Annotated in this window: 22 protein-coding genes and 1 riboswitch; of the genes, 17 read left to right on the top strand and 5 right to left on the bottom strand. The window is 69.8% G+C overall.

The features are described from left to right. Window positions 1-72: 72 nt before the first annotated feature. The gene (locus MTE01_RS01425) at window positions 73-1,146 is read right to left on the bottom strand and encodes a BMP family lipoprotein (protein WP_141375831.1); all 1,074 of its coding nucleotides are present in this window, start codon (window positions 1,144-1,146) and stop codon (window positions 73-75) included. A 257-nt stretch (window positions 1,147-1,403) separates the two neighbouring features. Then, window positions 1,404-2,522, bottom strand: a complete 1,119-nt coding sequence (locus tag MTE01_RS01420) for a mannose-1-phosphate guanylyltransferase (protein WP_141375315.1) — start codon at window positions 2,520-2,522, stop codon at window positions 1,404-1,406. Window positions 2,523-2,737: 215 nt separating this feature from the next. Here MTE01_RS01420 and sdhC point away from each other — a divergent pair, with 215 nt between their 5' ends. The 16 genes from sdhC to MTE01_RS01340 all read left to right on the top strand — a co-directional run bounded on the left by sdhC (window position 2,738) and on the right by MTE01_RS01340 (window position 19,244). Next, complete coding sequence (sdhC, locus tag MTE01_RS01415) at window positions 2,738-3,172, top strand: succinate dehydrogenase, cytochrome b556 subunit (RefSeq protein ID WP_013583715.1); 435 nt, start codon at window positions 2,738-2,740, stop codon at window positions 3,170-3,172. After that, the gene (locus MTE01_RS01410; protein WP_141375313.1) at window positions 3,172-3,630 is read left to right on the top strand and encodes a succinate dehydrogenase hydrophobic membrane anchor subunit; all 459 of its coding nucleotides are present in this window, start codon (window positions 3,172-3,174) and stop codon (window positions 3,628-3,630) included. Before sdhC ends, MTE01_RS01410 begins: the two co-directional genes overlap by 1 nt. A 45-nt stretch (window positions 3,631-3,675) precedes the next feature. Beyond that, on the top strand, window positions 3,676-5,505 hold the full coding sequence (gene sdhA / locus MTE01_RS01405; protein WP_103206558.1) for a succinate dehydrogenase flavoprotein subunit: 1,830 nt from the start codon (window positions 3,676-3,678) through the stop codon (window positions 5,503-5,505). Window position 5,506: 1 nt separating this feature from the next. Continuing rightward, the gene (locus MTE01_RS01400; protein WP_103206559.1) at window positions 5,507-6,292 is read left to right on the top strand and encodes a succinate dehydrogenase iron-sulfur subunit; all 786 of its coding nucleotides are present in this window, start codon (window positions 5,507-5,509) and stop codon (window positions 6,290-6,292) included. A 129-nt stretch (window positions 6,293-6,421) separates the two neighbouring features. Next, on the top strand, window positions 6,422-7,621 hold the full coding sequence (locus MTE01_RS01395; protein ID WP_174799619.1) for a YihY/virulence factor BrkB family protein: 1,200 nt from the start codon (window positions 6,422-6,424) through the stop codon (window positions 7,619-7,621). Window positions 7,622-7,682: 61 nt separating this feature from the next. After that, the gene (locus MTE01_RS01390) at window positions 7,683-8,531 is read left to right on the top strand and encodes an exodeoxyribonuclease III (RefSeq protein ID WP_141375311.1); all 849 of its coding nucleotides are present in this window, start codon (window positions 7,683-7,685) and stop codon (window positions 8,529-8,531) included. Between the two features lie 101 nt (window positions 8,532-8,632). After that, on the top strand, window positions 8,633-9,637 hold the full coding sequence (gene trpS / locus MTE01_RS01385; RefSeq protein ID WP_103206561.1) for a tryptophan--tRNA ligase: 1,005 nt from the start codon (window positions 8,633-8,635) through the stop codon (window positions 9,635-9,637). 193 nt (window positions 9,638-9,830) lie between these two features. Next, complete coding sequence (locus MTE01_RS01380) at window positions 9,831-10,388, top strand: GNAT family N-acetyltransferase (protein WP_103206562.1); 558 nt, start codon at window positions 9,831-9,833, stop codon at window positions 10,386-10,388. Between the two features lie 51 nt (window positions 10,389-10,439). Next, a complete protein-coding gene (locus MTE01_RS01375; protein WP_141375309.1) occupies window positions 10,440-11,303 on the top strand; it encodes an Fpg/Nei family DNA glycosylase in 864 nt (287 codons plus the stop codon). A gap of 94 nt (window positions 11,304-11,397) precedes the next feature. Next, a riboswitch (FMN riboswitch) is annotated at window positions 11,398-11,546 on the top strand. A gap of 56 nt (window positions 11,547-11,602) precedes the next feature. Beyond that, entirely contained in the window at window positions 11,603-12,676 is a 1,074-nt protein-coding gene (gene ribD, locus MTE01_RS01370; RefSeq protein WP_141375307.1) for a bifunctional diaminohydroxyphosphoribosylaminopyrimidine deaminase/5-amino-6-(5-phosphoribosylamino)uracil reductase RibD, read from the top strand. Beyond that, window positions 12,676-13,332, top strand: coding sequence for a riboflavin synthase (locus tag MTE01_RS01365; protein ID WP_103206565.1), 657 nt, complete (start codon window positions 12,676-12,678; stop codon window positions 13,330-13,332). The genes ribD and MTE01_RS01365 overlap by 1 nt, the downstream gene beginning before the upstream one ends. Further along, window positions 13,329-14,597, top strand: a complete 1,269-nt coding sequence (gene ribA, locus MTE01_RS01360) for a GTP cyclohydrolase II (RefSeq protein ID WP_103206566.1) — start codon at window positions 13,329-13,331, stop codon at window positions 14,595-14,597. The genes MTE01_RS01365 and ribA overlap by 4 nt, the downstream gene beginning before the upstream one ends. Next, window positions 14,597-15,070, top strand: a complete 474-nt coding sequence (gene ribH, locus MTE01_RS01355) for a 6,7-dimethyl-8-ribityllumazine synthase (protein ID WP_103206567.1) — start codon at window positions 14,597-14,599, stop codon at window positions 15,068-15,070. Before ribA ends, ribH begins: the two co-directional genes overlap by 1 nt. A gap of 174 nt (window positions 15,071-15,244) precedes the next feature. Next, entirely contained in the window at window positions 15,245-15,598 is a 354-nt protein-coding gene (locus MTE01_RS01350) for a Fe-S protein (RefSeq protein ID WP_103206568.1), read from the top strand. Window positions 15,599-15,784: 186 nt separating this feature from the next. After that, the gene (locus MTE01_RS01345) at window positions 15,785-17,236 is read left to right on the top strand and encodes an MFS transporter (RefSeq protein WP_116238551.1); all 1,452 of its coding nucleotides are present in this window, start codon (window positions 15,785-15,787) and stop codon (window positions 17,234-17,236) included. 142 nt (window positions 17,237-17,378) lie between these two features. Further along, complete coding sequence (locus MTE01_RS01340) at window positions 17,379-19,244, top strand: ABC transporter ATP-binding protein (RefSeq protein ID WP_141375305.1); 1,866 nt, start codon at window positions 17,379-17,381, stop codon at window positions 19,242-19,244. Between the two features lie 30 nt (window positions 19,245-19,274). Here MTE01_RS01340 and MTE01_RS01335 read toward each other — a convergent pair whose 3' ends face one another. After that, the gene (locus tag MTE01_RS01335) at window positions 19,275-20,726 is read right to left on the bottom strand and encodes an FtsX-like permease family protein (protein WP_246077936.1); all 1,452 of its coding nucleotides are present in this window, start codon (window positions 20,724-20,726) and stop codon (window positions 19,275-19,277) included. Next, the gene (locus tag MTE01_RS01330; protein WP_170210580.1) at window positions 20,723-21,487 is read right to left on the bottom strand and encodes an ABC transporter ATP-binding protein; all 765 of its coding nucleotides are present in this window, start codon (window positions 21,485-21,487) and stop codon (window positions 20,723-20,725) included. Before MTE01_RS01330 ends, MTE01_RS01335 begins: the two co-directional genes overlap by 4 nt. A 171-nt stretch (window positions 21,488-21,658) precedes the next feature. On the opposite strand from MTE01_RS01330, the gene MTE01_RS01325 reads away from it, so the two are divergent. Beyond that, complete coding sequence (locus MTE01_RS01325) at window positions 21,659-22,114, top strand: hypothetical protein (protein WP_141375303.1); 456 nt, start codon at window positions 21,659-21,661, stop codon at window positions 22,112-22,114. A 99-nt stretch (window positions 22,115-22,213) separates the two neighbouring features. On the opposite strand, the gene MTE01_RS01320 is transcribed toward MTE01_RS01325, so the two are convergent. Continuing rightward, entirely contained in the window at window positions 22,214-24,106 is a 1,893-nt protein-coding gene (locus MTE01_RS01320; RefSeq protein WP_141375290.1) for a phosphoenolpyruvate carboxykinase (GTP), read from the bottom strand. Window positions 24,107-24,145 lie beyond the last annotated feature (39 nt).

The following is a 24,145-nucleotide window of genomic DNA, read 5'->3' as shown; positions in this document are numbered from 1 at the left end:
TGATTCTCTGGGCCTCACGGCCGCGGCCGCCCGGACTCCTGGTCCGAGCGACCGCGACGCGAGACGTGCTGCTTACGGCGAGCTGGGCGAGGTGACCTTCAGCGAGCCGGAGACGATCTGCTCGCGCAGAGCCGACAGCTCGTCCTGCAGACCGGCAGGCAGGGTGAACTTCGAGTTGAAGTCGGCCAGGCCGACGCCGTCGTTCTCGAGGGTGCCGACGTACGGCGTCACGTCGAAGTCGCCCTTGGCGGCCTGGGTGACCGAGTCGTACACGGCGGTGTCGATGCGCTTGAGGATCGAGGTCAGGACCAGGTCCGACACGTTCGGGTCGGCCTTGGCCAGGTCGGAGTCCACACCGAGCATGACGCTCTTCGAGCCGCTGTCGCGGATCGCGTCGGCGGCGCTGCTGTAGATCGGGCCACCGACGGGCAGGAGCACGTCGACGCCCTGGTCGAGCAGACCCTGAGCGGCCTGCTTGGCCGCGTCGTTGGCGGCGAACGCACCGGTGAACGAGCCGTTCTGCGCGGCGACGTCCCAGCCGAAGGTCTGGACGCTGGCGCCCTTGTCCTCGTCGAACTTCTTCACGCCGTCGACGAAGCCGTCCATGAAGATGGTGACGGGCGGGATCGGGATGCCACCGACGGTGCCGACCTTGTTGACGCCGTTCTCGGCGGAGTAGGCGGCGGCGGCGTATCCACCGAGGTAGGCGGCCTGGACGGTGTCGAACAGCAGCGGCTTGATGTTCGGCGCGTCGGTCTTGCCGTCGTTGTCGGTGTCGGCACGGTCGTCGATGATCGCGTACTGCAGGTTCGGGTTGGCCTTGGCCGACGCGACGGTGTCGGCGCTGAGCTTGAAGCCGACCGCGACGATGAACGTGCAGCCCTCGGCGACGAGGTTCTCGAGGTTCGGGGCGTAGTCGTTGGCCGAGCTCGACTCCACGTCGATCGCCTTGACGCCGAGCTCCTTGGCGGCCTTGTCGATGCCTTCCTTGGCCGACTGGTTGAACGAGCGGTCGTTCCAGCCGCCGTCGTCCGAGATGATGCAAGGGGTGAAGCCCTCGACGAGGTCTCCCCCGGCCGCAGCGGTCGAGCCGTTGCTCTCGGGCGCAGCGCCGCAACCGGCGAGCAGCACGGCGGCGCCGATCATGGCGAGGCCGCTGACGACGGCCTTCTTCGTGGTCTTCACGAATGGTCCTCCAAGACGGATGCCCCCAACGGGTTTGAGGGACGATCCCGTCACGTTACCTACTGTGTCGCCGCGCTTGCGTGCCGGGACCCCCCGCGTGCGCCAATGGTTACAAAGACGCAATCTCGCGTCACGCCCCCGCCACACATCGCGCCAAACGAGAGACCGGATGCCACGAAGTGTGGCATCCGGTCTCAGAACCGTTTCGAGCGTCGGCGCTAGAGGACGTCGCCTCGACCCGTGAGCTTGAGCGCGTCCACGACGCCCTTCACGCGCTGGGCGTTCTCGCTCGTGGTGACGAGCAGGGCGTCCGGCGTGTCGACCACGACGATGTCGCGCACGCCGATGAGGCTGATGACGCGCTTCGTCTGCGAGACGACGATGCCGCTGGAGGCGTCGGAGAGCACGCGCGCGTCCTCGCCGAGGATCGCGAGTTCGTTCCGACCCCCCGAGGAGTTGAGCTTCGACAGGCTCGCGAAGTCGCCCACGTCGTCCCAGTCGAAGTGCCCCGGGATGACCGCGAGGCGGCCCTTCTCGGCGGCGGGCTCGGCCACCGAGTAGTCGATCGCGATCTTCTTCAGGCCCGGCCAGATGCGGTCGACGGCGGGGCCGCGACGGTCGCGGTCGTCCCACGCCTCGGCGAGCTCGAGCAGACCCGCGTGGAGCTCCGGCTCGTTGACGGCGAGTTCCGCCAGGAGAACGTCGGCACGAGTGATGAACATGCCGGCGTTCCAGAGGTAGGCGCGGTCGGCGAAATACTGCTTCGCCGTGTCGAGGTCGGGCTTCTCGACGAACCGCTCGACGACGTAGGCCTCGGGGGCGCCGTCGACGATGAGTTCACCGGCCTGTTTGATGTAGCCGAACCCGACCGACGGTTCGGCGGGCTGGATGCCGATCGTGCAGATGTATCCCTCGCGCGCGACCGCGACGGCCTGCCGCACGGCGAACTCGAACTGGCGGGTCTGGCGGATGACGTGGTCGGCCGCGAACGAGCCGATGATGACGTCGGGCTCGCGACGGACGAGGATGGCCGCGGCGAGGCCGATGGCCGCCGAGGAATCGCGCGGCTCGGACTCGAGGAAGACGTTGTGATCGGGTACACCCGGCAGCTCGCGCTCGACGGCTGCGCGGTGGGCGCGGCCGGTCACGACCGCGATGCGCCCTTCGCCCGAGAGCGGGGCGAGCCGGTCCCAGGTGTCGCGCAGCAGCGTCTGGCCCGACCCGGTGAGGTCGTGGAGGAACTTGGGTGCGTCGGCACGGGAAAGAGGCCACAGGCGGCTGCCGATCCCTCCGGCGGGAATCACGGCGTAGAAGTCGTCGATAGCGGGGTCTGCCATGGCTCCGACCCTAGCGGTCGTGTCTGCGAGCCCACCGGAGGCGGGACGCGCGGTGGCGCTCGGCGAATCGGCATCCGCAGATATCTCGATATCGAGAGAGTCTTAGGTGGCCCTAATCCCCGCCGTTCATAGGCCGGACGTAGTATTCAGTGGCGCCCGTGTGACGCTGGGAGCCCGTGCGGGCCCCACACCGTGTTCGATCAGGGAGGACGACCGTGTCAGCACCAGCACGTGCCACGCCGTCGGTGAAAGAGACCACCTCGAAGAGGCCCCGCGGCACTCTCTACCGGGGCCGCGAAGGCATGTGGTCCTGGGTTCTGCACCGCATCACGGGTGTGGCGATCTTCTTCTTCCTCCTGGTGCACATCCTCGACACGGCGCTCATCCGCGTCTCCCCCGAGGCCTACGACGCGGTCATCGGCACCTACAAGAACCCGATCATGGGTCTGGGTGAGGTGGCGTTGGTCGGCGCGATCGCTTACCACGCCTTCAACGGCCTGCGCATCATCCTCGTGGACTTCTGGCCCTGGGCCACGCGTCACCAGCGTCAGCTGTGGTGGGGCGTGCTCGGCCTCTGGGTCGTCACGATGCTCGGCTTCACGCCGCGCCACCTGATCAACGTCTTCAGCGCCGTCACCGGGAGCCACTGATGTCCGTCGCCCAAGAAGCCGCCACGATCCCCGCGCCCCGCACGCCCAGCGTGCGCAAGAAGGGCTCCAACCTCGAGAAGTGGGGCTGGATCTACATGCGCGCCTCCGGCGTGCTGCTGATCGTCCTGATCTTCGGCCACCTCTTCGTCAACCTCATGACCGGCGAGGGCATCCATCAGATCGACTTCGCCTTCGTCGCGGGCAAGCTCGCTTCGCCGTTCTGGCAGTGGTGGGACGTCCTGATGCTGTGGCTGGCCCTCATCCACGGCGCCAACGGCATGCGCACGATCGTCAACGACTACGTCGGCAACGCCACCGTCCGCAAGATCCTCATCGGGTCGTTGTGGGCCTCGGCCGGATTCCTCATCCTGCTCGGCACGCTCGTCGTCTTCACCTTCGACCCCTGCCTCGGTGTGACCGAGAGCAGCTCCCTGTGGGACGTGTGCCAGTCGGCCTGAGCCGGCGGCATCCCTTCTTCCCCTGACAGCAGAGGTATTGCACACGTGAGCACTCAGACCGCTTCGGACTCGATCGTCAAGGACGGCGTCCACTACCACCAGTTCGACGTCGTGATCGTCGGCGCCGGCGGCGCCGGGATGCGCGCGGCCATCGAGGCCGGACCCGGCGCGAAGACCGCCGTCATCTCGAAGCTGTACCCCACCCGCTCGCACACCGGTGCGGCGCAGGGCGGCATGGCGGCGGCGCTCGCCAACGTCGAGGAAGACTCCTGGGAGTGGCACACCTTCGACACCATCAAGGGCGGCGACTACCTCGTCGACCAGGATGCCGCGGAGATCCTCGCCAAAGAGGCCATCGACGCCGTCATCGACCTCGAGAACATGGGCCTGCCGTTCAACCGCACGCCCGAGGGCAAGATCGACCAGCGTCGCTTCGGCGGCCACACGGCCGATCACGGCAAGACCCCCGTGCGTCGCGCGTGCTACGCCGCCGACCGCACCGGCCACATGATCCTCCAGACGCTGTTCCAGAACTGCGTCAAGCTCGGCATCAACTTCTTCAACGAGTTCTACGTGCTCGACCTCATCACGGTGAAGGATGCCGCGGGCACGACGCAGGTGGCCGGCGTCGTCGCGTACGACCTCGCCACCGGTGAGCTGCACGTCTTCCAGTCGAAGGCCGTCATCTTCGCGACCGGCGGGTTCGGCAAGATCTTCAAGACCACCTCGAACGCCCACACCCTCACCGGTGACGGCGTGGGCATCGTCTGGCGCAAGGGCCTGCCGCTGGAAGACATGGAGTTCTTCCAGTTCCACCCGACCGGCCTCGCCGGTCTCGGCATCCTGTTGACCGAGGGTGCGCGCGGCGAAGGTGCGATCCTGCGCAACGCGAGCGGTGAGCGCTTCATGGAGCGCTACGCCCCCACCATCAAGGACCTCGCCCCCCGTGACATCGTCGCCCGCTGCATGGTGCAAGAGGTCGCAGAGGGCCGCGGCGCCGGTCCCCACCGCGACTACGTGCTGCTGGACTGCACCCACCTGGGCGCCGAGGTCCTCGAGACGAAGCTCCCCGACATCACCGAGTTCGCCCGCACCTACCTGGGCGTCGACCCGGTCGTCGAGCCCGTGCCGGTCATGCCGACCGCGCACTACGCGATGGGCGGCATCCCCACCAACATCAAGGCCGAGGTGCTCGCCGACAACGACACGGTCGTTCCTGGCCTCTACGCCGCCGGCGAGTGCGCGTGCGTCTCGGTGCACGGCTCCAACCGCCTGGGCACCAACTCGCTGCTCGACATCAACGTCTTCGGCAAGCGCGCCGGCCGTAACGCCGTCGAGTACGTCAAGACCGCCGACTTCGTCCCGCTCCCCGAAGACCCCGCCGCCGAGGTGCGCGGCCTCATCGAGGACCTGCGCAACAACAGCGGCACCGAGCGCATCGCGGTGCTCCGCAAGACGCTGCAGGACGAGATGGACAAGGGCGCGCAGGTCTTCCGTACGCACGAGTCCCTCGCCCACGTCATGGACGTGATCGCGGATCTGCGCGAGCGCTACAAGAACATCCACGTCGACGACAAGGGCAAGCGCTTCAACACCGACCTCCTCGAGGCCGTCGAGCTGGGCTTCCTGCTCGACCTCGCCGAGGTCGTCGTGTACTCCGCGCAGAACCGTGAAGAGAGCCGCGGCGGTCACATGCGCGACGACTTCCCCACGCGCGACGACGAGAACTACATGCAGCACACCATGGCGTACCTGTCGGGCGACCCCCACTCGTCGCACCCGGCCGATCACATCGAACTCGGCTGGAAGCCCGTGGTGTTCACCAAGAACGAGGCCGGGGAGCTCCGCTACCCGCCGCTGGAGAGGAAGTACTGAGATGGCATCCACCGTCATCGAACAGGTCGACACCTCGGACGAGGTCGCGGAGACCCCCGAAGACACCGGGATCCAGTCGTTCCTGGTCACCTTCAACATCCGCCGCTTCGACCCCGAGGTCGACGACGAGCCGCGCTGGGTCGACTACGACGTGGAGCTGTACTCCACCGACCGCGTGCTCGACGCGCTGCACAAGATCAAGTGGGAGGTCGATGGTTCGCTGTCATTCCGCCGCTCGTGCGCGCACGGCATCTGCGGTTCCGACGCGATGCGTATCAACGGCCGCAACCGCCTGGCCTGCAAGACGCTGATCAAGGATCTCGACATCTCGCAGCCCATCTACGTCGAGGCGATCAAGGGGCTCCCCCTCGAGAAGGACCTCATCGTCGACATGGAGCCGTTCTTCGCCTCCTACCGCGAGGTGCAGCCCTTCCTCATCTCGAACTCGAAGCCCGAGCCCGGCAAGGAGCGCGTGCAGTCGATCGTCGACCGCGAGGTGTTCGACGACACCACCAAATGCATCCTGTGCGCCGCGTGCACCTCGTCGTGCCCCGTCTTCTGGACCGACGGCCAGTACTTCGGCCCCGCCGCGATCGTCAACGCGCACCGCTTCATCTTCGACTCGCGCGACGACGCGGGCGATGTGCGCCTCGACATCCTCAACGACAAAGAGGGCGTGTGGCGCTGCCGCACCACCTTCAACTGCACCGAGGCGTGCCCCCGCGGCATCGAGGTCACCAAGGCCATCGCCGAGGTCAAGCAGGCCGTCCTCCGCGGCGGTCGCTGACCCCTCCCCCTCGCGAACGGCGGGTGCGCTTCGGCGCCCCGCCGTTCGGCGTGAGCGGCCCTGACATCCCGGATGCCGTGAGCTCTGCGCGACGCGGGTGTCACGGCATCCATTCATTAGGCTTTCCCGGTGACCGAGACCCGCCACGACCCGCGGCCGCTTCCCGCGGTGCGCGACGACGACGCGTCGCTGCGCGACCGGCTCGAGGCGGCGCAGACCGCCGTGCGCGAGCGCCTCGATCAGCCGATCGCCCGTGCGGCTCGGATCGCGCAGTGGTTCCCGATCCGGGTCTGGCGGCACTTCCTGCAGCACAACGGGTTCCTGCTCGCCGCGGGCATGAGCTACCAGGGGCTGTTCGCCGTGTTCTCGGCTCTGTACCTCGCCTTCGCCGGCGTCGGCATCTGGCTCGGCGGCAGCAAGACCGCGATCGACGGCCTCATCCACATCGTCAACAGCTACATCCCCGGCATCATCAGCGAGAACGGCCTCGTCGACCGTGACCAGGTCGAGGCCGTCGCTCAAGAGAGCGGTCGACTCCTCACGATCACGGGTGTCGTGGCCGTCGTGGTGGTCGTGTGGACGGCGATCGGGTTCGTCACGTTCACCCGCCGAGCCGTACGCGATACGTTCGGCCTCCCCTTCGATCTGCGCAACTACGTGCTGTTGAAGGCCCGCGACCTCGTCGCCTCGCTCCTCTTCGGCATCGCCCTCCTCGTGGGCGCGCTGCTCGGTTCGATCACCACCGGTGCCGTCGACCTGGTGTTCGGTTTCATCGGGTGGGATCGCGAGACCCTCGGCTGGTCGGTCGGCGCGCGGGTCGTGTCGCTCGTCGTGGCCTTCGGCGTGAACACCGTGGCGCTCGCCTCGCTGTTCCGTTTCCTCACCGGCACGACCCTGACCTGGCGACGCACGTGGCCGGGCGCGATCGTCGGCGCCACGGGCATGGTCGTGCTGCAGGTCGCCGCCGGCTTCCTCTTCGTCTACACGCCGTCGAACCCTCTGCTGGCCACCTTCGCCGTGCTCATCGGGTTCCTGCTGTGGTTCCGCTTCATCGGGATCGTGATCCTCGTCTCCGCCGCGTGGATCGCCGTGTCCGCGAGTGACCGCGACGTTCCCCTGCGCTCCCCCGAGGACCGACTCGCGATGGAACAGGCGGCCCTCGTCATCGCCGCCCAGGTCGGGGTGCGCGAGGCCGAGAAGCACCTCGCGATGTCGCGGTGGCCGTGGCGCTGGCGCGCGAAGCGCGCCCTCCGCTCGGCGGAGAAGCAGCTGGCACGGGCCCGGGCCGACGTCCCCGCGCCGCGTCGGGTGTCGCTCATCCCCGACTGAGCAGTACCCCGCCGCCGCCGCGTGCGACCTCGATGTCGGAGGCCTTCGTTAGGCTCAACGGGTGGCTCGTTCCGTACGCATCGTCTCCGTCAACGTCAATGGCATCCGTGCCGCCGTCCGCAAGGGCATGACCGAGTGGCTCGACGCCTCGGGCGCCGACATCGTGGCTTTGCAGGAGGTGCGGGCGACCGCCGAGCAGCTGGCTGAGGCCCTGCCGGGGTGGGAGATCGTCAACGACGAGGCGCTGCAGAAGGGCCGCGCGGGCGTGGCGATCATCAGCCGCCTCCCCGGTGTCGAGACCCGCACGCACCTCGGTCCCGAGCCGCTCGACGCCTCCGGCCGATGGATCGAGACCGATTTCGACATCGACGGCGAGACCGTCACGATCGTCAGCGCCTACGTGCACAGCGGCGAGGTCGACACCCCGAAGCAGGATGCCAAGTGGTTGTTCCTCGATGCCATGGAACGCCGCCTCGTCGAGCTCAAGGCCGAGCGCGAGCTGGCACTGGTGGTGGGCGACCTCAATGTCGGTCACCGCGAGCTCGACATCAAGAACTGGCGGGGCAACCGCAAGAACGCGGGCTTCCTCCCCCGTGAGCGCGCGTACTTCGACCGCTTCTTCGGACCCGAGGGCGAGCAGGTCGAGGGCGTCGACGGTTCGACGGGCGCGGGCCTGGGCTGGATCGACGTCGGGCGCCGCGCCGTCGGCGAGGTCGACGGGCCGTACACGTTCTGGTCGATGCGCGGAAAGGCCTTCGACACCGACAGCGGCTGGCGCATCGACTACCACGTCGCCACGCCCGCCCTGGCCGAGCGCGTCACGTCGTACAGCGTCGAGCGCGCCCCCTCGTACGACACTCGCTGGAGCGACCACGCCCCCGTCATCGTCGACTACACGCTCGGGGCCTGAGGCCGGCCGAGGCGGGCGTCCGTCGGCATCCCTCCCCCGTCTCACCTCGGCGCACGGATCCCTCGGCGAACGCCCGGCCGCCCGACGCCTAGGATCGAGGGGTGACCCAGCAGCGCCTCTACTCCGGAATGCAGCCCTCCGCCGACAGCCTCCAGATCGGCAATTACATCGGAGCCCTGCTGCAGTGGCGCGACCTCCAGGACGAGTACGACGCCTTCTTCTCGGTCGTCGATCTGCACGCCCTGACGCAGCCCGGCGACCCCGCCGAGCGCCGCGAGAAGACCCGCCGCACCGCCGCCCAGTACATCGCCGCCGGCATCGAGCCCTCGCGCTCGACCCTGTACGTGCAGTCGCACGTGCCGGCGCACGCCGAGCTGCAGTGGGTGCTGTCCACCCTCACCGGTTTCGGCGAGGCCGGGCGCATGACCCAGTTCAAAGACAAGTCGGCGCGCTACGGCACGGATGCCACCAACGTCGGCCTCTTCACCTACCCGGTGCTCATGGCCGCCGACATCCTGCTGTACCAGACCGATGTGGTGCCCGTCGGCGACGACCAGAAGCAGCACATCGAGCTCACGCGCGATCTCGCCGAGCGCTTCAACCAGCGCTTCGGCGAGACCTTCACGGTGCCCAAGCCCGTGATCCGACGTGAGACCGCCCGCATCTTCGACCTGCAGAATCCGACGTCGAAGATGTCGAAGTCGGCCGAGTCCGACGCCGGTGTGCTGTGGCTGCTCGACGACCCGAAGGTCAGCGCGAAGAAGATCATGCGCGCCGTCACCGACTCCGAGGGCGCGGTGCGCTTCGACCGCGACGAGAAGCCGGGCGTCTCGAACCTGCTGGTGATCTACTCGGCCCTGACCGGCCGCGAGGTCTCCTCGATCGAAGACGAGTACGCCGGTCGCGGCTACGGCGACTTCAAGAAGGGCCTCGCCGAGGTGGTCGTGAACGAGTTCGAGCCCGTGCGCACCCGCGCCCTCGAACTGCTCGACGACCCCGCCGAGCTCGACCGCGTGCTGGCGGTGAACGCCGGCAAGGCGGCATCCGTCGCCGAGAAGACCCTCACGGATGTGTACGACCGGATCGGTCTGCTGCGCCGCGGCTGACCCCTCCCCTCCGACGCCCGCGCGACCTCTCGGCTCGTGCGGGCGTCGTCGTCTGCGCCGCCGGGGCGGGCGCATCGGAATCGGATAACCGCACCGCAATCGGATGCCGGGGCTCATGGCATCCGATTCCGACGCGTTTCTCCGACACCGAGGTGGGGCGAGACCCGTCCGCCGCCGCCGGTAGCGTGGCCGCATGGAACCGGAGATCCTTCGCACCGCCCGCCTCGAGCTGTCGGCGCCGCGCGTGAGCGACGTCGCCGTCATCCACGAAGAGTGCCAGGATGCCGCGATCCAGCGGTTCACGACGGTGCCGTCACCGTATCTGCTCGCCGATGCGGAAGCATTCGTCGAGCTCGCGCACGGCTGGTGGGCCGAGGGGTCGGAGGCGACGTGGGCGATCCGGCTCGAGCAACGCCTCGTCGGGATGGTGGGCCTGGCCAAGCTGCCGAGCGGCGCCCCGGAGATCGGGTATTGGGTGTCGTCGACCGTGCGGGGGCGCGGCATCGCGAGCGAAGCGGCTCGAGCCGTGGTCGACTGGGCCTTCTCCCCCGAGCGTCCGGAACTGGCCCGCATCGAGTGGCGCGCCGTCGTCGGCAACCTCGGGTCGGCGCGCGTCGCGCGCTCGCTCGGCTTCCGCTACGAGGGCCTGCTGCGGCAGGCGCACGTCAATTCGCTCGGCCGGTCGGACCTGTGGGTGGCCGGTCTGCTGCGTACCGACCGGCGCGACCGGCAGCCCTGGCCCGTGATCTAGGCCGGCCGCAAGGCCCGACCGGATGTCGGGGGTCGGTGGCACCATGGGCCCATGCCGGAGATGCCAGAGGTCGAAGGGCTCGTCAAGTTCCTGCGGGGGCGACTCGCGGGGCTTCGCGTCGACAAAGCCACCGTGTCGGCCATCAACGCCCTCAAGACGTACGACCCGCCCCTGACCGATCTGGTCGGCGCCCCGGTGACGGCCGTCGAGCGGCACGGCAAGTTCGTCGACGTGGCGACCGACGGCGGCATCCACCTCGTCTTCCATCTCGCCAAGGCGGGCTGGCTGCGGTGGTACGACGCACTGCCGACGACCCTCATCAAACCCGGCAAGACTCCGATCGCGCTGCGCGTGGGCTTCGACGACGGATCGGGCTTCGACCTCACCGAGGCAGGAACGAAGAAGTCGCTGGCCGTCTACGCGGTGACCGACCCGGCGGAGGTACCCGGCATCGCCCGGCTCGGCCCCGATCCGCTCGACGACGATTTCGGTCGCGCCGAGTTCGGCGCTCTCCTCCACGGGCGCCGTACGCAGATCAAGGGCGTGCTGCGCGATCAGTCGATCATCGCGGGAGTCGGCAACGCCTATTCCGACGAGATCCTGCACGCCGCCAAGATGTCGCCGTACGCGTTGGCAGCGAACCTCACCGACGACGAGGTCGATCGCCTGTTCGAGGCGATGACGACCACTCTCGCCGAGGCGATCACCGCGGCCCGCGGCAAGCCGCCCGCCGAGTTGAAAGATGCGAAGCGTCGCGGCATGCGCGTGCACGGACGCCGCGGCGAGGCCTGCCCCGTGTGCGGCGACGAGGTGCGCAGCGTGTTCTTCGCCGACAACTCGCTCGAGTACTGCCCCACGTGTCAGACCGGCGGCAAGCTCCTGGCCGACCGGCGCCTGTCTCGGTTGCTCAAGTAGGTCGGGGCGTCGACCGCCGGCTGCTTTCGAAACGTCGCCGTATGACCGGGAATGAAACCGCCGAAGGCACGTTGAGTAGGATCAGAAGTGCAACAACGTGCTCCGGGGTCGGTGAGAATCCGAACCGGCGGTGATAGTCCGCGAACCCCTCCGCTCCGGCGGTGGGGCCGATCCGGTGGAATTCCGGGACCGACGGTGATGCGACGGGTATCCGTCGCTAGTCCGGATAGGAGGCAGCACGGATGGCGCGACGCGCCTTCCCGCTGGCCCTGCCCCGATTCCGCGGGAAGGACAAGGAAATGGCATCCGCCGTCGAGATCGACGCCATGCGGCGAGCGCTGGAGCTCGCCCGGCGCGGCCCGCGCGGGCTGAACCCCCAGGTGGGTGCCGTCATCCTCTCCCCCGCCGGTGACATCCTCGCCGAGGGCTACCACCGGGGCGCCGGGACCGCGCACGCCGAGGTCGACGCCCTGTCGCAGCTGTCTCCGGATGCCGCGCGCGGCGCCACCGCCGTCGTGACCCTCGAGCCCTGCAATCACACCGGTCGCACCGGGCCGTGTGCTCTCGCGCTCATCGAAGCCGGTATCGCTCGGGTCGTGTACGCCCTGGACGACCCGACCGATGCGGCGTCGGGCGGTGCCGACAGGTTGCGCGCCGCCGGGGTCGACGTCGAATCGGGCCCCGAGGCGGATGCCGCCGAACAGCTCGTGCGGGACTGGACCCACCTGCAGCGCACGGGCCGCCCACACGTCACGGTGAAGTGGGCGCAAAGCCTCGACGGTCGCGCCGCCGCTGCCGACGGAACGAGCCAGTGGATCACCGGACCCGACGCCCGCCGAGACGTGCACGCGCGGCGCGCACAGGCCGATGCGATCGTCGCGGGTACTGGCACCGTACGCTCCGACGACCCCGCGCTGACCGCGAGGGCGGACGACGGGTCGCTCCTCGAAGACCAGCCGATGCCCGTCATCGTCGGAGAGAGCGAGACCGCTTCGGATGCCGCCGTGCGCCGTCACCCGCGCGACCCCCTGTTCTACTCGACGCACGACCTGCACGCGGTGCTCGAAGACCTCGCCGAGCAGGGCGTGCAGCGCGTCTTCGTCGAGGGCGGCCCGACCCTCGCGAGCGCATTCATGCGCGAGGGTCTCGCCGACGAACTGCTCGTCTACATCGCGCCCGTGCTGCTCGGGGGTTCGCGCCTCGCGCTCGGCGACGTGGGCGTGCCGAGCATCGATGCCGCGAAGCGCCTGTCGGTGGCATCCGTCACCTCCCTCGGCGACGACCTCCTGATCGTCGCCCGCCCGGCCGTGCCCGGGCCCCGAAGCCCCGAGACTGTGCCCGCGACCGCGGGCGAGAACGAAGGAGTGGCCTGATGTTCACCGGAATCGTCGAAGAGATCGGTGCCGTCACCGCCGTCGAGCCCTCGGGCGACGGCGTGCGGCTGACGTTGCGCGCCCCCCTGTCGGTGTCGGATGCCGGCCACGGCGACTCGATCTCGGTCAGCGGCGTGTGCCTCACGGTCGTCGATCAGGGCGAGGACTGGTTCACCGCCGACGTCATGAAGCAGACCCTCGACATGTCGACTCTCGCCGGAGTCGCCCCCGGACGCCCGGTCAATCTCGAGCGAGCCACGGCCGCCCACGGTCGCCTGGGCGGTCACATCGTGCAGGGGCACATCGACGGCACCGGCGTCGTCCGCGAGGTGCGGCCCGGAGCCCAGTGGAGCGTCGTGCGGGTCGGCATCCCGGCTCACCTCGCGCCCCTCGTGGTCGACAAGGGATCCATCGCGATCGACGGTGTCTCGCTCACCGTGAGCGCCGTCAGCGAGGCCGACGAGGCCGAGCCCTGGCTCGAGGTGTCGCTCATCCCCGAGACCCTCGAGGCGACCACGCTCGGCCGCGCCGAGGCCGGCACCCCCGTCAACCTCGAGACCGACATCCTCGCGCGCCACGTGCAGCGCATGCTCGCCTTCCGTACGACACAGAATCCCGCGGCCGCCGCCGCATCGACCGAGAGGGGCTCCGCATGAGCCTGTCCACCATCCCCGAGGCCCTGGAGGCCCTTCGTCAGGGTCGCCCGATCCTGGTCGCCGACGACGAGAACCGCGAGAACGAGGGGGACGTCATCCTCTCGGCGCAGCTGGCGACCCCCGAGGCCCTCGCCTGGACCGTCCGGTGGTCGAGCGGCTACGTGTGCGCGCCGATGCCCGCCGAATGGGCCGACCGCCTCGATCTGCCGCCGATGGTCGAGGTCAACCAGGACGCCCGCGGCACCGCGTACACGGTGAGCGTCGACGCCGCGACCGGTGTGACCACCGGTATCAGCGCTGCCGACCGCGCGCGCACGTTGAACGTGCTGGCCGACCCCGAGGCGACCCCCACCAGCGTCATCCGCCCGGGTCACGTCCTGCCGCTGCGCGCCGTCGACGGCGGCGTCCGCGAACGCGCCGGTCACACCGAGGCCGCGGTCGACCTCATGCGTCTCGCGGGTCTCGAGCCGGTCGGCGCGATCGCCGAGGTCGTCGCGGAAGACGGCAGCATGATGCGGCTGCCCGGGCTCTTCGAGCTCGGCGAGCGCGACGGCATCCCGGTCATCACGATCGAGCAGCTCATCGGTTACCTGAACGACACCGATCCGCTGCCGGCGACCGCCCCCGCGCGCCGCCGCGTGAGCCTGCGCGCCGAGTCGAACGTCCCCACCTCGCACGGCACCTTCCGCTTCCTCGCCTACAAGGACCGCATCACCGGCACCGACCACCTCGCGGTGGTCTCGGGCGACCTCACCGAGAAGGCACCGCTCGTGCGCGTGCACTCGGAGTGCCTGACCGGCGAGGCGTTCGGCTCGCTCAAGTGCGAGTGCGGCCCCCAGCTCGAGGCGGCGCTCGACACGATCGACCGCGACGGCGGCATCGTCATCTACATGCGCGGTCACGAGGGTCGCGGCATCGGCCTCATCAACAAGCTGCGCGCGTACAACCTGCAGGAGCGCGGCCTCGACACCGTCGACGCCAACCTCGCCCTGGGCCTGCCCGCCGATGCGCGCGACTATGCCGCGGCCGCCGGCATCCTGGCCGACCTCGGGGTCGACAAGGTGCGCCTGCTGACCAACAACACCGACAAGGTCGCGCAGCTGCGCGGCTTCGGTCTCGACGTCGTCGAACAGGTTCCCCTGCTCGTGGGCGTGGGACCCAACAACCACCAGTACCTCGAGACGAAGCGCGACCGCATGGGCCACATCATCGCCGAGGACGACCTGCGCGACGCCCTCGCGCACATGAAGGAAGAGAGCGCCTGATGGCCGGCAGTGGAGCACCCGAGACCGGCGGCGTCGACGCGTCGGGTCTGAACGTCGTCGTGATCGCCGGCACCTGGCACGACGTGATCACCGACGGCCTCATCGCCGGAGCGAAGCGCGTGCTCGACGCCACCGGCGCGACGTACCGCGTCGTGCGCGTGCCCGGTTCGTTCGAGCTGCCCGTGGCCGCTCGCGCGGCCTTCGAGGGCGGGGCGGATGCCGTGGTCGCCCTCGGCGTGATCATCCGGGGCGGGACGCCGCACTTCGAGTTCGTCTCGTCCGCGGCGACCGACGGCCTGACGCGCGTCGCCCTCGATGCGGGCAAGCCCGTGGGCTTCGGCGTGCTGACCTTGGACGACGAGCAGCAGGGCCTCGACCGGGCCGGCCTCGAGGGCTCGAAGGAAGACAAGGGCGAAGAGGCGGCCGATGCCGCCATCCGCACCGCCCTCGTGCTGCGCGACCTGCGCGGCTGAACCCGGTCCGCGGCGCCCGGGCTCACACGCGGCAGAGGGGCGCGAAATGTGCAGCGGGGCGGACGATGTTCGCCCCGCTGCACATTTTCCGCCCCGCCCCACCCCCGCGGCGACGCCCGACGGTGAGGCGCCCCTTCCTGGCGGCGAGGGCACAGCATCCCTACCCTGACCGGTATGGAGATCCTGCGCAGCGTCGTCGTCCTCGTCCACCTCGTCGGGTTCGCCGTCCTCTTCGGCGCCTGGGTCGTCGAGGCCGTGGCCCGCCGCACGCGCGTGACGCCGTTGATGAGCTACGCGCTCGTCATCTCCCTGGTCACCGGCCTGGCCCTCTCTGCGCCGTGGGGCCTCGACCACGACCTCAACTACGCCAAGATCGGCGTCAAGCTCGTCGTGCTGATCGTCATCGGCGCGCTGCTGGGCATCGGTTCGGCTCGTCAGAAGCGCACGGGCACCCTTCCTCCCGCGATCTTCTGGCCCATCGGCATCCTGGCTCTGCTCAACGCCGGGCTCGCGGTCGTCTGGCACTGACGACAGCTCCGGCGCCGTTCGGCGGCCGCTCAGCGCGCGCATAGACTGGAGGGTCTAGACGCCCCTCACTCGGGGACGTTCCCGGTGCTCCTTCGCGCACCCGCTCACACCCACCCCCGTGATCGCGGCGCGCCACCGCTGCGCCCCATCCCGGACGCGATTGATCGACCTTCTCGTCAGGCAGTCATGACCATCTCCTCTCCCTCCACCCGATCGGCCGCAGCGCCCGCGAATCCCCGTTCGCGCGTCATCACCGCCAGCCTCATCGGCACCACGATCGAGTTCTACGACTTCTACGCGTACGCCACGGCCGCGGTCCTCGTCTTCCCGATCCTCTTCTTCCCGACCGGCAACGAGACCACCTCACTGCTGCTGTCGTTCAGCGTGTTCGGCGCCGCCATGGTCGCGCGCCCCCTCGGCGCGATCGTCTTCGGCCACTTCGGAGACCGCTTCGGCCGCAAAGCGACCCTCGTGGCCTCTCTGCTCACGATGGGTGTCGCCACCTTCCTCATCGGTTGCCTGCCCACCTTCAACGAGATCGGTGTCTGGGCGGCCGTGCTGCTGCTGGTCATGCGTCTCGCGCAGGGCTTCGCGCTCGGTGGCGAGTGGTCGGGCGCGGCCCTGGTCGCGACCGAGAACGCCCCCAAGGGCAAGCGCGCCCTGTTCGGCACGTTCCCCCAGCTGGGTGCCCCGATCGGCTTCATCATCGCCAACACGGTGTTCCTCGTCATCAACTTCGCGCTGCCGCACCCCGACGGCACGGCGCAGCGGTCGGTGGAGTTCCTCACCTGGGGCTGGCGCGTGCCGTTCCTGTTCTCGGCCGTGATGGTCATCGTCGGTCTCTACGTGCGCCTCAAGCTCGTCGAGAGCGAGTCGTTCGCGAAGGCCGAGAAGAGCGGCGCGATCCGCAAGTTCCCGCTCGGCGAGGTCATCCGCCGCAACTGGAAGCAGCTGATCCTCGGCACCTTCATCATGCTGGCCACCTACGTGCTCTTCTACCTCATGACGAGCTTCACCCTGTCGTACGGCACCAAGCCCACCGCCGAGGGCGCGGCCGCCGCGGCCGAGAAGGCCGGCACCGCGTTCAACGCCGCCACCTACGTCCCCGGCCTCGGCTTCGGCTACACCGACTTCGTCATCATGCAGATCATCGGTGTGGTGTTCTTCGGCGTCTTCACGATGCTCTCCGGCCCGGTCGCCGACGCGATCGGCCGCAAGCGACTGCTGATCGGCGTGACGATCGGCATCATCGTCTTCGGTCTGCTGTTCTCGGTGTTCCTCCTGCCCGCCGCCGATGCGAAGTTCACCGGCGCCCTCGTGCAGGCGTTCCTCGTGTTCGGCTTCCTGCTCATGGGGGCGACGTTCGGCCCGATGGGCGCGGTCCTGCCGGAACTGTTCCCGACCAACACCCGATACACCGGCTCGGCCATCTCGTACAACGTCTCGTCGATCCTCGGCGCGGCCCTCGCGCCGATCGTGGCCGTGGCGCTGTGGGCGGCCGGAAACGGCAACCCGTGGTTGGTGGGCCTGTACCTCTCGGCCATGGGTGTGCTGACCCTCGTCGCGCTCGTGCTCTCGCCCGAGACGAAGGACGTCGACTACGACGACAACATCGCCGCGGGAGCGACCGCGCCGTAACGCGTCTGCTCTCGACACACCGGATGCCGCGGGGCCTGAGCTTCGTGGCATCCGGTGTTCTGTTCACCGGCGAGGAACGCGACCGACGGGATCGATGGCGCGGGGTACGGTCGAAGCACCCCATTTTCTTCCCGAGGTGAGCATGTCCGTTCCCGCTCCCGCGCGCGGTCGGCGCGGTCGCCGTGTGCCCGAGGGCCCGCGCGCGTCGTTCCGTCAGCTGCTGCCCTTCCTTCTCGAACACACGCGCACGCTCGTCGTCGTCGGGGTGCTGAGCGTCCTCGGCGCCGCCGCCACCCTCGCGCAGCCGCTGCTCGTGGGCCAGGTCATCTCGCGCGTGCAAGAGGCCGTTCCCCTCGGGGCGCTGGTCTGGCTGCTGGTCGCGTTCGTGGTGCTGTCGTCGGTCATCTCGGGGTTTCAGCACTACCTGCTGCAGCGCACCGGCACCGCGGTCGTGTTCTCGAGCCGACGCCGATTGATCGGGCGCATCCTGCGCCTGCCGATCAGCGAGTTCGACGCCCGCCGGACGGGCGATCTGGTCTCGCGCGTGGGCACCGACACGACGCTGCTGTATGCGGTGCTCACGCAGGGATTCGCGGATGCCGTGGGCAACGCGCTCATCCTCGTCGGTGCCGTCATCGCGATGGCGTTCATCGACCCGCTGCTGCTCGTGCTCATCGTGGTGGTCGTGGGCGCCTCGCTCGCGGTGGTCGTGCTGCTGAGCACACGCATCCGCGCGGCCTCCGCCGTCCAGCAGGCCAAGGTCGGCGAGCTGTCGTCGGGCGTCGAGCGGGCGGTGGGCTCGATCCGCACGATCCGCGCGTCGGGCGCCACCGAGCGCGAGATCGCCGCCGTCACCGAGAACGCCACCGCCGCCTACGCGGCGGGAGTGCGCATCGCCCGCGTCTCGGCGCTGATCGTGCCGATCGCCTTCGTCGCCCTCCAGGTCTCGCTGTTGGTCGTGCTCGGCGTCGGCGGGTACCGCGTGGCATCCGGGGCCATCGACGTCGCATCGCTCGTCACGTTCGTGATCTTCCTGTTCCTTCTCGTGCAGCCGCTCGCCTCGGCGATCGGGGCCATCACCTCGGTGAACCAGGCGCTCGGGGCGCTCGGTCGCATCCAAGAGGTGCTCGACCTTCCCCTCGAAGAAGACGACGACCGGCCCTCGGCGGCCTCTCCGATGACGGATGCCGCGGCCGTCGAGTTCCGCGACGTGCGCTTCCGCTACCCCGATCACGTCGTGAAGGCGCGAGAGGCCGCCGCGCAGGAAGCGCGCTCGGTGCTCGCCGAGGTGCACCTGGATGCCGGCGATGCGGAGCCGGAGAGCGACCGCGAGGTGCTGCGCGGGGTGTCGTTCGCCGTCCCGCGCGGAGCGCGAGTGGCGCTCGTCGGCCCCTCGGGCGCGGGCAAGAGCACGATCCTCTCCCTCGTCGAACGCTTCTACGACCCGACGAGCGGCGCGATCCTGATCGACGGGACCGACGCCCGTGATCTCGCACGCACGGAGCTGCGCGCCCGGTTCGGTTACGTCGAGCAGGACGCCCCGACGCTCGCCGGTACGATCGCCGACAACCTCCGCCTCGCCTCGCCCGACGCCACCGATGCGGACTGCGAGCGGGTCCTTCGCGCGGTGAACCTCGGCGACGTGCTCGAGCGCAACGCCCTCGGCGTCGACGCACCGGTAGGCGAGGACGGCGTGATGCTCTCGGGCGGTGAGCGTCAGCGCCTCGCGATCGCGCGCGCCCTGCTGGCCGCTCCCCCGGTGCTCCTGCTCGACGAGTCGACCTCGTCGCTCGACGGCGTCAACGAGCAGCGCATGCGCGAGGCGATCGACGCCGTGGCGACCGACCGCACGCTGCTGGTCATCGCGCACCGCCTGTCGACCGTCGTCGACAGCGACCTGATCGTCGTCCTCGAGAACGGCCGGGTGGTGGGCCAGGGCACGCACAGCGAGCTGGTGGCATCCACTCCGCTGTATCGCGACCTCGCGAAGCATCAGCTGCTGGTCTGAACGACGGCGCGTGAACCCGGGGCACACCGATCAGTCGCCCGCGAGAGCGTCGATCGGCGACACCGCGGTGGCCAGGCGCGTGGGTGTGACGGCGGCGACGGCGGTGAGCAGCGCCGTCGCCAGCGCGACGATGGCAACCGTCACCCAGGGGATGCTCGGCAGGATCAACGTGGGCGACGAGAACAGCGGCGGCACGCCGATCGAGCCGAGCAGCGACTGCGCCCCGGCCCAGCCGTAGACCACGCCGAGCACGAGACCGAGCGCGACCGAGGTCACGGTGAGGTGCGCCGCCTCGAGCAGGACCATCCGGCGGATCTGCGGGGCGGCGAACCCCAGGGTGCGCAACAGGCCGAGTTCCCGGCGCCGTTGGATCACCCCGAGGGTGAGCAGGTTCACCAGGCCGACGGCGGCGATCACCGCCGACACCGCCACGAGCGACATCATGATCGCGGCGAAGGTGTCCATGAGCGACAGCAGTTCCTCCGGGGGTTCGCCGCCGCCCGAGGTGATGAGCACCTCGCGGGCCGACTGCGAGGCGACCGCGAACATCGTCACCAGGGTGACGCCCATCACGACCCCGATCGCCATACGGCTCGAGCGCTCCGGGTAACGCAGGGCGTTCTCGGCCGCCAAGCGCGCCTCGGCGGATCGCCCGAACAACCGCCCGGTCACTCGCAGCAGAGGCGGCATGATCACCGCCGCACCGAGGCTCAGTCCCGTGAAGGAGAAGATGCCGCCCACGAACGCCACCACCACGCCGAGGGGGGACAGCAGGCCCAGGGTGATTCCCGCCGCGAGCACCAGGGTGCCGCCGACGAAGAGGATCCCCGCGGCGATGCGACGACCGCGACCGCCGACGGCCTCGTTCCGATTGCGTTCGGTCGCCCCGGAGATCGCTTGCAGGGGGGTCACCTCGAGAACCCGGCGCGAGCCCGCCCAGGCCGCGGCCCACGTCGTGAGCGTCACGATCACCGCGGGAGCGGCCAGCATCGGCTGGACGAGCGCGTAGCCTACGTCGATCCCCCAGACCGTACGCGCCACCGGCAGAAGCACGGCCGCGGCCGCGGTGCCGCCGCCCAGCCCGATGACGGCACCGACGGCTCCCACGACGAGGCCCTGACGAGCGACGCGCGCCCGCTCCGATCGGGCCGAGGCCCCGATCAGGCGCATCAGAGCGATCTGCCGCGTCCGCCCGGCGACGATGGTCGCGAACGTGTTGGTGGTGACGATCGCCGCGACGAACATCGCCACGCCCACCAGCAGCGTGCTGAGGATCGCCACGACCGCGACGACGCTCTCGCGGCCCGCCAGGTACGGCGCGGCCAGCAGCCACGCACCGATGAACCCCGTCGCGGCGATGAGCAGCGTACCGAAGCCGCTCGAGATCGCGGCCACGAGCACCGATGCCCCCAGGCCGCGTTCCGCGCGCGGCAGGCGGCGCGGGCGCGACACCCCGACCGGCCGCTCGGCGACGACGCTCACGCCCCGACCTCGGACGAGAGCATGTAGGCCGAGATCGCCTCCGCGCTCTGGCGGGGGGTGTCGGCCACGACGCGGCCGTCACCGAGGAAGATCACCCGGTCGGCGTGCGAGGCGGCGACGGGATCGTGCGTCACCATCGCGATCGATTGCCCGTGCTCCCGGCTCGCCGCGCCCAGCAGCGCGAGCACCTCGCGGCCGGTGCGGGAGTCGAGATTGCCGGTCGGCTCGTCGGCGAAGATCAGATCGGGCCGGGTCGCCAAGGCCCGGGCGATGGCCACGCGCTGCTGCTGACCGCCGGAGAGCTCGTGAGGGCGATGACGCAGGCGGTCACCGAGTCCCATCGACTCGACGAGCGCGTCGATGCGGCGTCGAGCCTCGGGCGAAGGCGATCGGCCGGCCAGCTCGAACGGCAGCGTGATGTTGCCCAACACGTCGAGCGTCGGCACGAGATTGAACGACTGGAAGACGAAGCCGACACGCGAGCGACGGAGCACGGTGAGCTCGAGGTCGCTGAGACCCGTGATTTCGGTGTCGCCGACGAACACGCGGCCCGAGGTCGCGGCATCCAATCCCGCCATCACGTGCATGAGGGTGGACTTGCCCGAACCGGACGGGCCCATGATCGCCGTGAACTCGCCCCGTCGGAGGCCGATGGTGACGTCGTCCAACGCGTGGACGCGCGATTCGCCGGCCCCGAAGGTCTTGGTGAGGTTCTGGACCCGCGCGGCCATCGGCGCGGCGTCGGAAGGAGGCTGCTGCATGTCTCCGACGCTACGAATCACCCCCGGCCCGCGTCATCGACCTCACGTCGCCCCGTCGTACATCTGGAGGATGACGCGGCGCCGGCTGCCGCGGGGATACGTCTCGCGAGGGATGCCGGATCATCCCCGGGGACGACGATCCCGAGCCCCCCGCCCGGTCACGATCGACCCATGACATCGCACCGCACCTCACCGCTCCTGCTCGCCCTCGCCGTCGCCGCGGGTGGAGCCCTCTCCCTCTCGCTGGCCGGGTGCACCGGCATCCAGGAGGCTTTCTCGCAGGAGGTCACGGCGGAGTACACCGACGCGGCCGACCTCGCCGCCCGGGCCGACACCACCGTGCCCTGGCTGCCCGCCGATGCGACCGCGATCGTCCTGAAGACCAAGCGCGACGGCGAGGTCGCCACCGCGATGACGCGGAGCGGCTCCGCGCTCGACCCGAAGACCTGCGTCGAGGTGGAGCGACAGTCCGCCCCGACCGTGCACCTCGACGACGCGCCCGACGTCTACGCGACGAGCCGGGTGTTCGCGTGCGGGGCGTGGTCGGTGATCGCGACGGACGCCGGCTGGTACGGCTGGACGCCGAACAGCCCGGGCGAGAAGGAGCAGTCGCCGACCGGATCCTGAGCGCACGCGCATCGACGCCCCTCCCGCGCGCCAAGAACGGGAGGGGCGTCGATTCGAGGGCTCACCCGTCCGCACAAGACGGGCGCGGGCGAGCCGGTCTCAGGAGCGCTGCAGGCGGTAGCGCAGCGCGGCGAGCTCTGCGCGCAGGGCGGCCGGCAGGTGCGAGCCGAAGGTGTCGTAGAACTCCTCGGTCAGGTCGGCCTCGGCGAGCCACGAGCTGCGGTCGATCGAGAACAGCTCCTCGAGGTCGGCGGCGGGGAGGTCGAGGCCCGACAGCTCGAGATCCTCGATCCGGGGCAGACGACCGATGGGGCTGTCGACCGCGTCGACCTGGCCGTCGACGCGACGGATGATCCAGTCGATCACGCGGGCGTTGTCGCCGAATCCGGGCCAGAGGAAGCGGCCGTCGTCGCCCTTGCGGAACCAGTTGACCTGGAAGATCCGGGGCGCGCGGTCGAAGCGGAGCTTCTGGCCGACCTTCAGCCAGTGACCGAAGTAGTCGCCCATGTTGTACCCGCAGAACGGCAGCATCGCGAACGGGTCGCGGCGGAGCTCGCCGACCGTGCCCTCCTGCGCCGCCGTCTTCTCGCTCGAGACGGTCGAGCCGATGAACACGCCGTGCGACCAGTCGGTGGCCTCCACCACGAGCGGCACGTTGGTGGCGCGGCGACCGCCGAAGAGGATCACATCGAGCGGCACACCCTCGGGGGCCTCCCAGTCCTCGGCGATCTGCGGGCACTGTGCAGCTCCGACGGTGAAGCGCGAGTTGGGGTGCGCGGCGGGGCGGCCCGACGCGGGCGTCCAGGGCTTGCCCTCCCAGTCGATGAGGTGCGGGGGCGCCTCGTCGGTCAGCCCCTCCCACCAGACGTCGCCGTCGGGGCGGAGCGCGACGTTGGTGAAGATCGTGTTTCCCCACAGCGTCTCGATCGCGGTGACGTTGGTCGACTCGCCGGTGCCGGGTGCGACCCCGAAGAACCCGGCCTCGGGGTTGATGGCCCACAGACGCCCGTCCTCGCCGGGGCGGATCCACGTGATGTCGTCGCCGAGGGTCTCGACACGCCAGCCGGGGATCGTCGGCCGCAGCATCGCGAGATTCGTCTTGCCACAGGCCGAGGGGAACGCGGCGGCCACGTGGTACGCCTTGCCCTCGGGGTCGATGACGCGGATGAGCAGCATGTGCTCGGCGAGCCAGCCCTCGTCGCGGCCGATGACCGACGCGATGCGCAGCGCGAAGCACTTCTTCGCGAGGATCGCGTTGCCGCCGTAGCCCGAGCCGAACGACCACACCTCGAGCGTGTCGGGGAAGTGGACGATGTACTTCTCATCGTTGCAGGGCCACGCGACGTCGGCCTGGCCGGGGGCGAGAGGCGCGCCGACCGAGTGCACGGTCTTGACCCAGGGTGCACCGTTCGCGATCTGCTGCGTGACCGCGGTGCCGACGCGGGTCATGACGCCGATGGATGCCACCGCGTAGGCACTGTCGGTGATCTGCACGCCGATGTGGCTGAGGGGTCCGCCGATGGCACCCATGGAGAAGGGGACGACGTACATCGTGCGGCCGCGCATCGAGCCCTCGAAGACCCCGTTCAGCGTCTCGCGGATCTCGGCGGGGGCGATCCAGTTGTTCGTGGGACCAGCGTCTTCTTCGCGGTTCGAGGCGATGTACGTGCGCGACTCGAGGCGCGCGACGTCGCCGGGGTGCGAGCGGGCGAGGTACGAACCGGGACGCCACTCGGGGTTGAGCTTGATGAGCTTGCCCTCGTCGACCATCTCGCGCAGCAGGGCGTCGTTCTCGGCGGCCGAGCCGTCGACCCAGTGGATGCGGTCGGGCTGGGTGAGGGCGGCGACCTGGTCGACCCACGCGGTGAGGGCGGCGAGGCCGGGGCCTTCGACGGCGGGGCGTTCCCCGTGGCCGGCGCGAGCCACGCGGCCCGCACGGGTGACGGGCGCGGCGGTGCGCGGGGTGGAGTTGAAGATGTCGGCGAGTGCCATGTCGTTCTCCTCGGTTGAGAGCGAAATCGGTGGTCTTCC

The organism is Microbacterium testaceum (genome assembly GCF_006539145.1).
GTDB classification, from domain to species: Bacteria; Actinomycetota; Actinomycetes; order Actinomycetales; family Microbacteriaceae; genus Microbacterium; species Microbacterium testaceum.
This window is presented reverse-complemented; position numbering and strand designations above follow the sequence as displayed.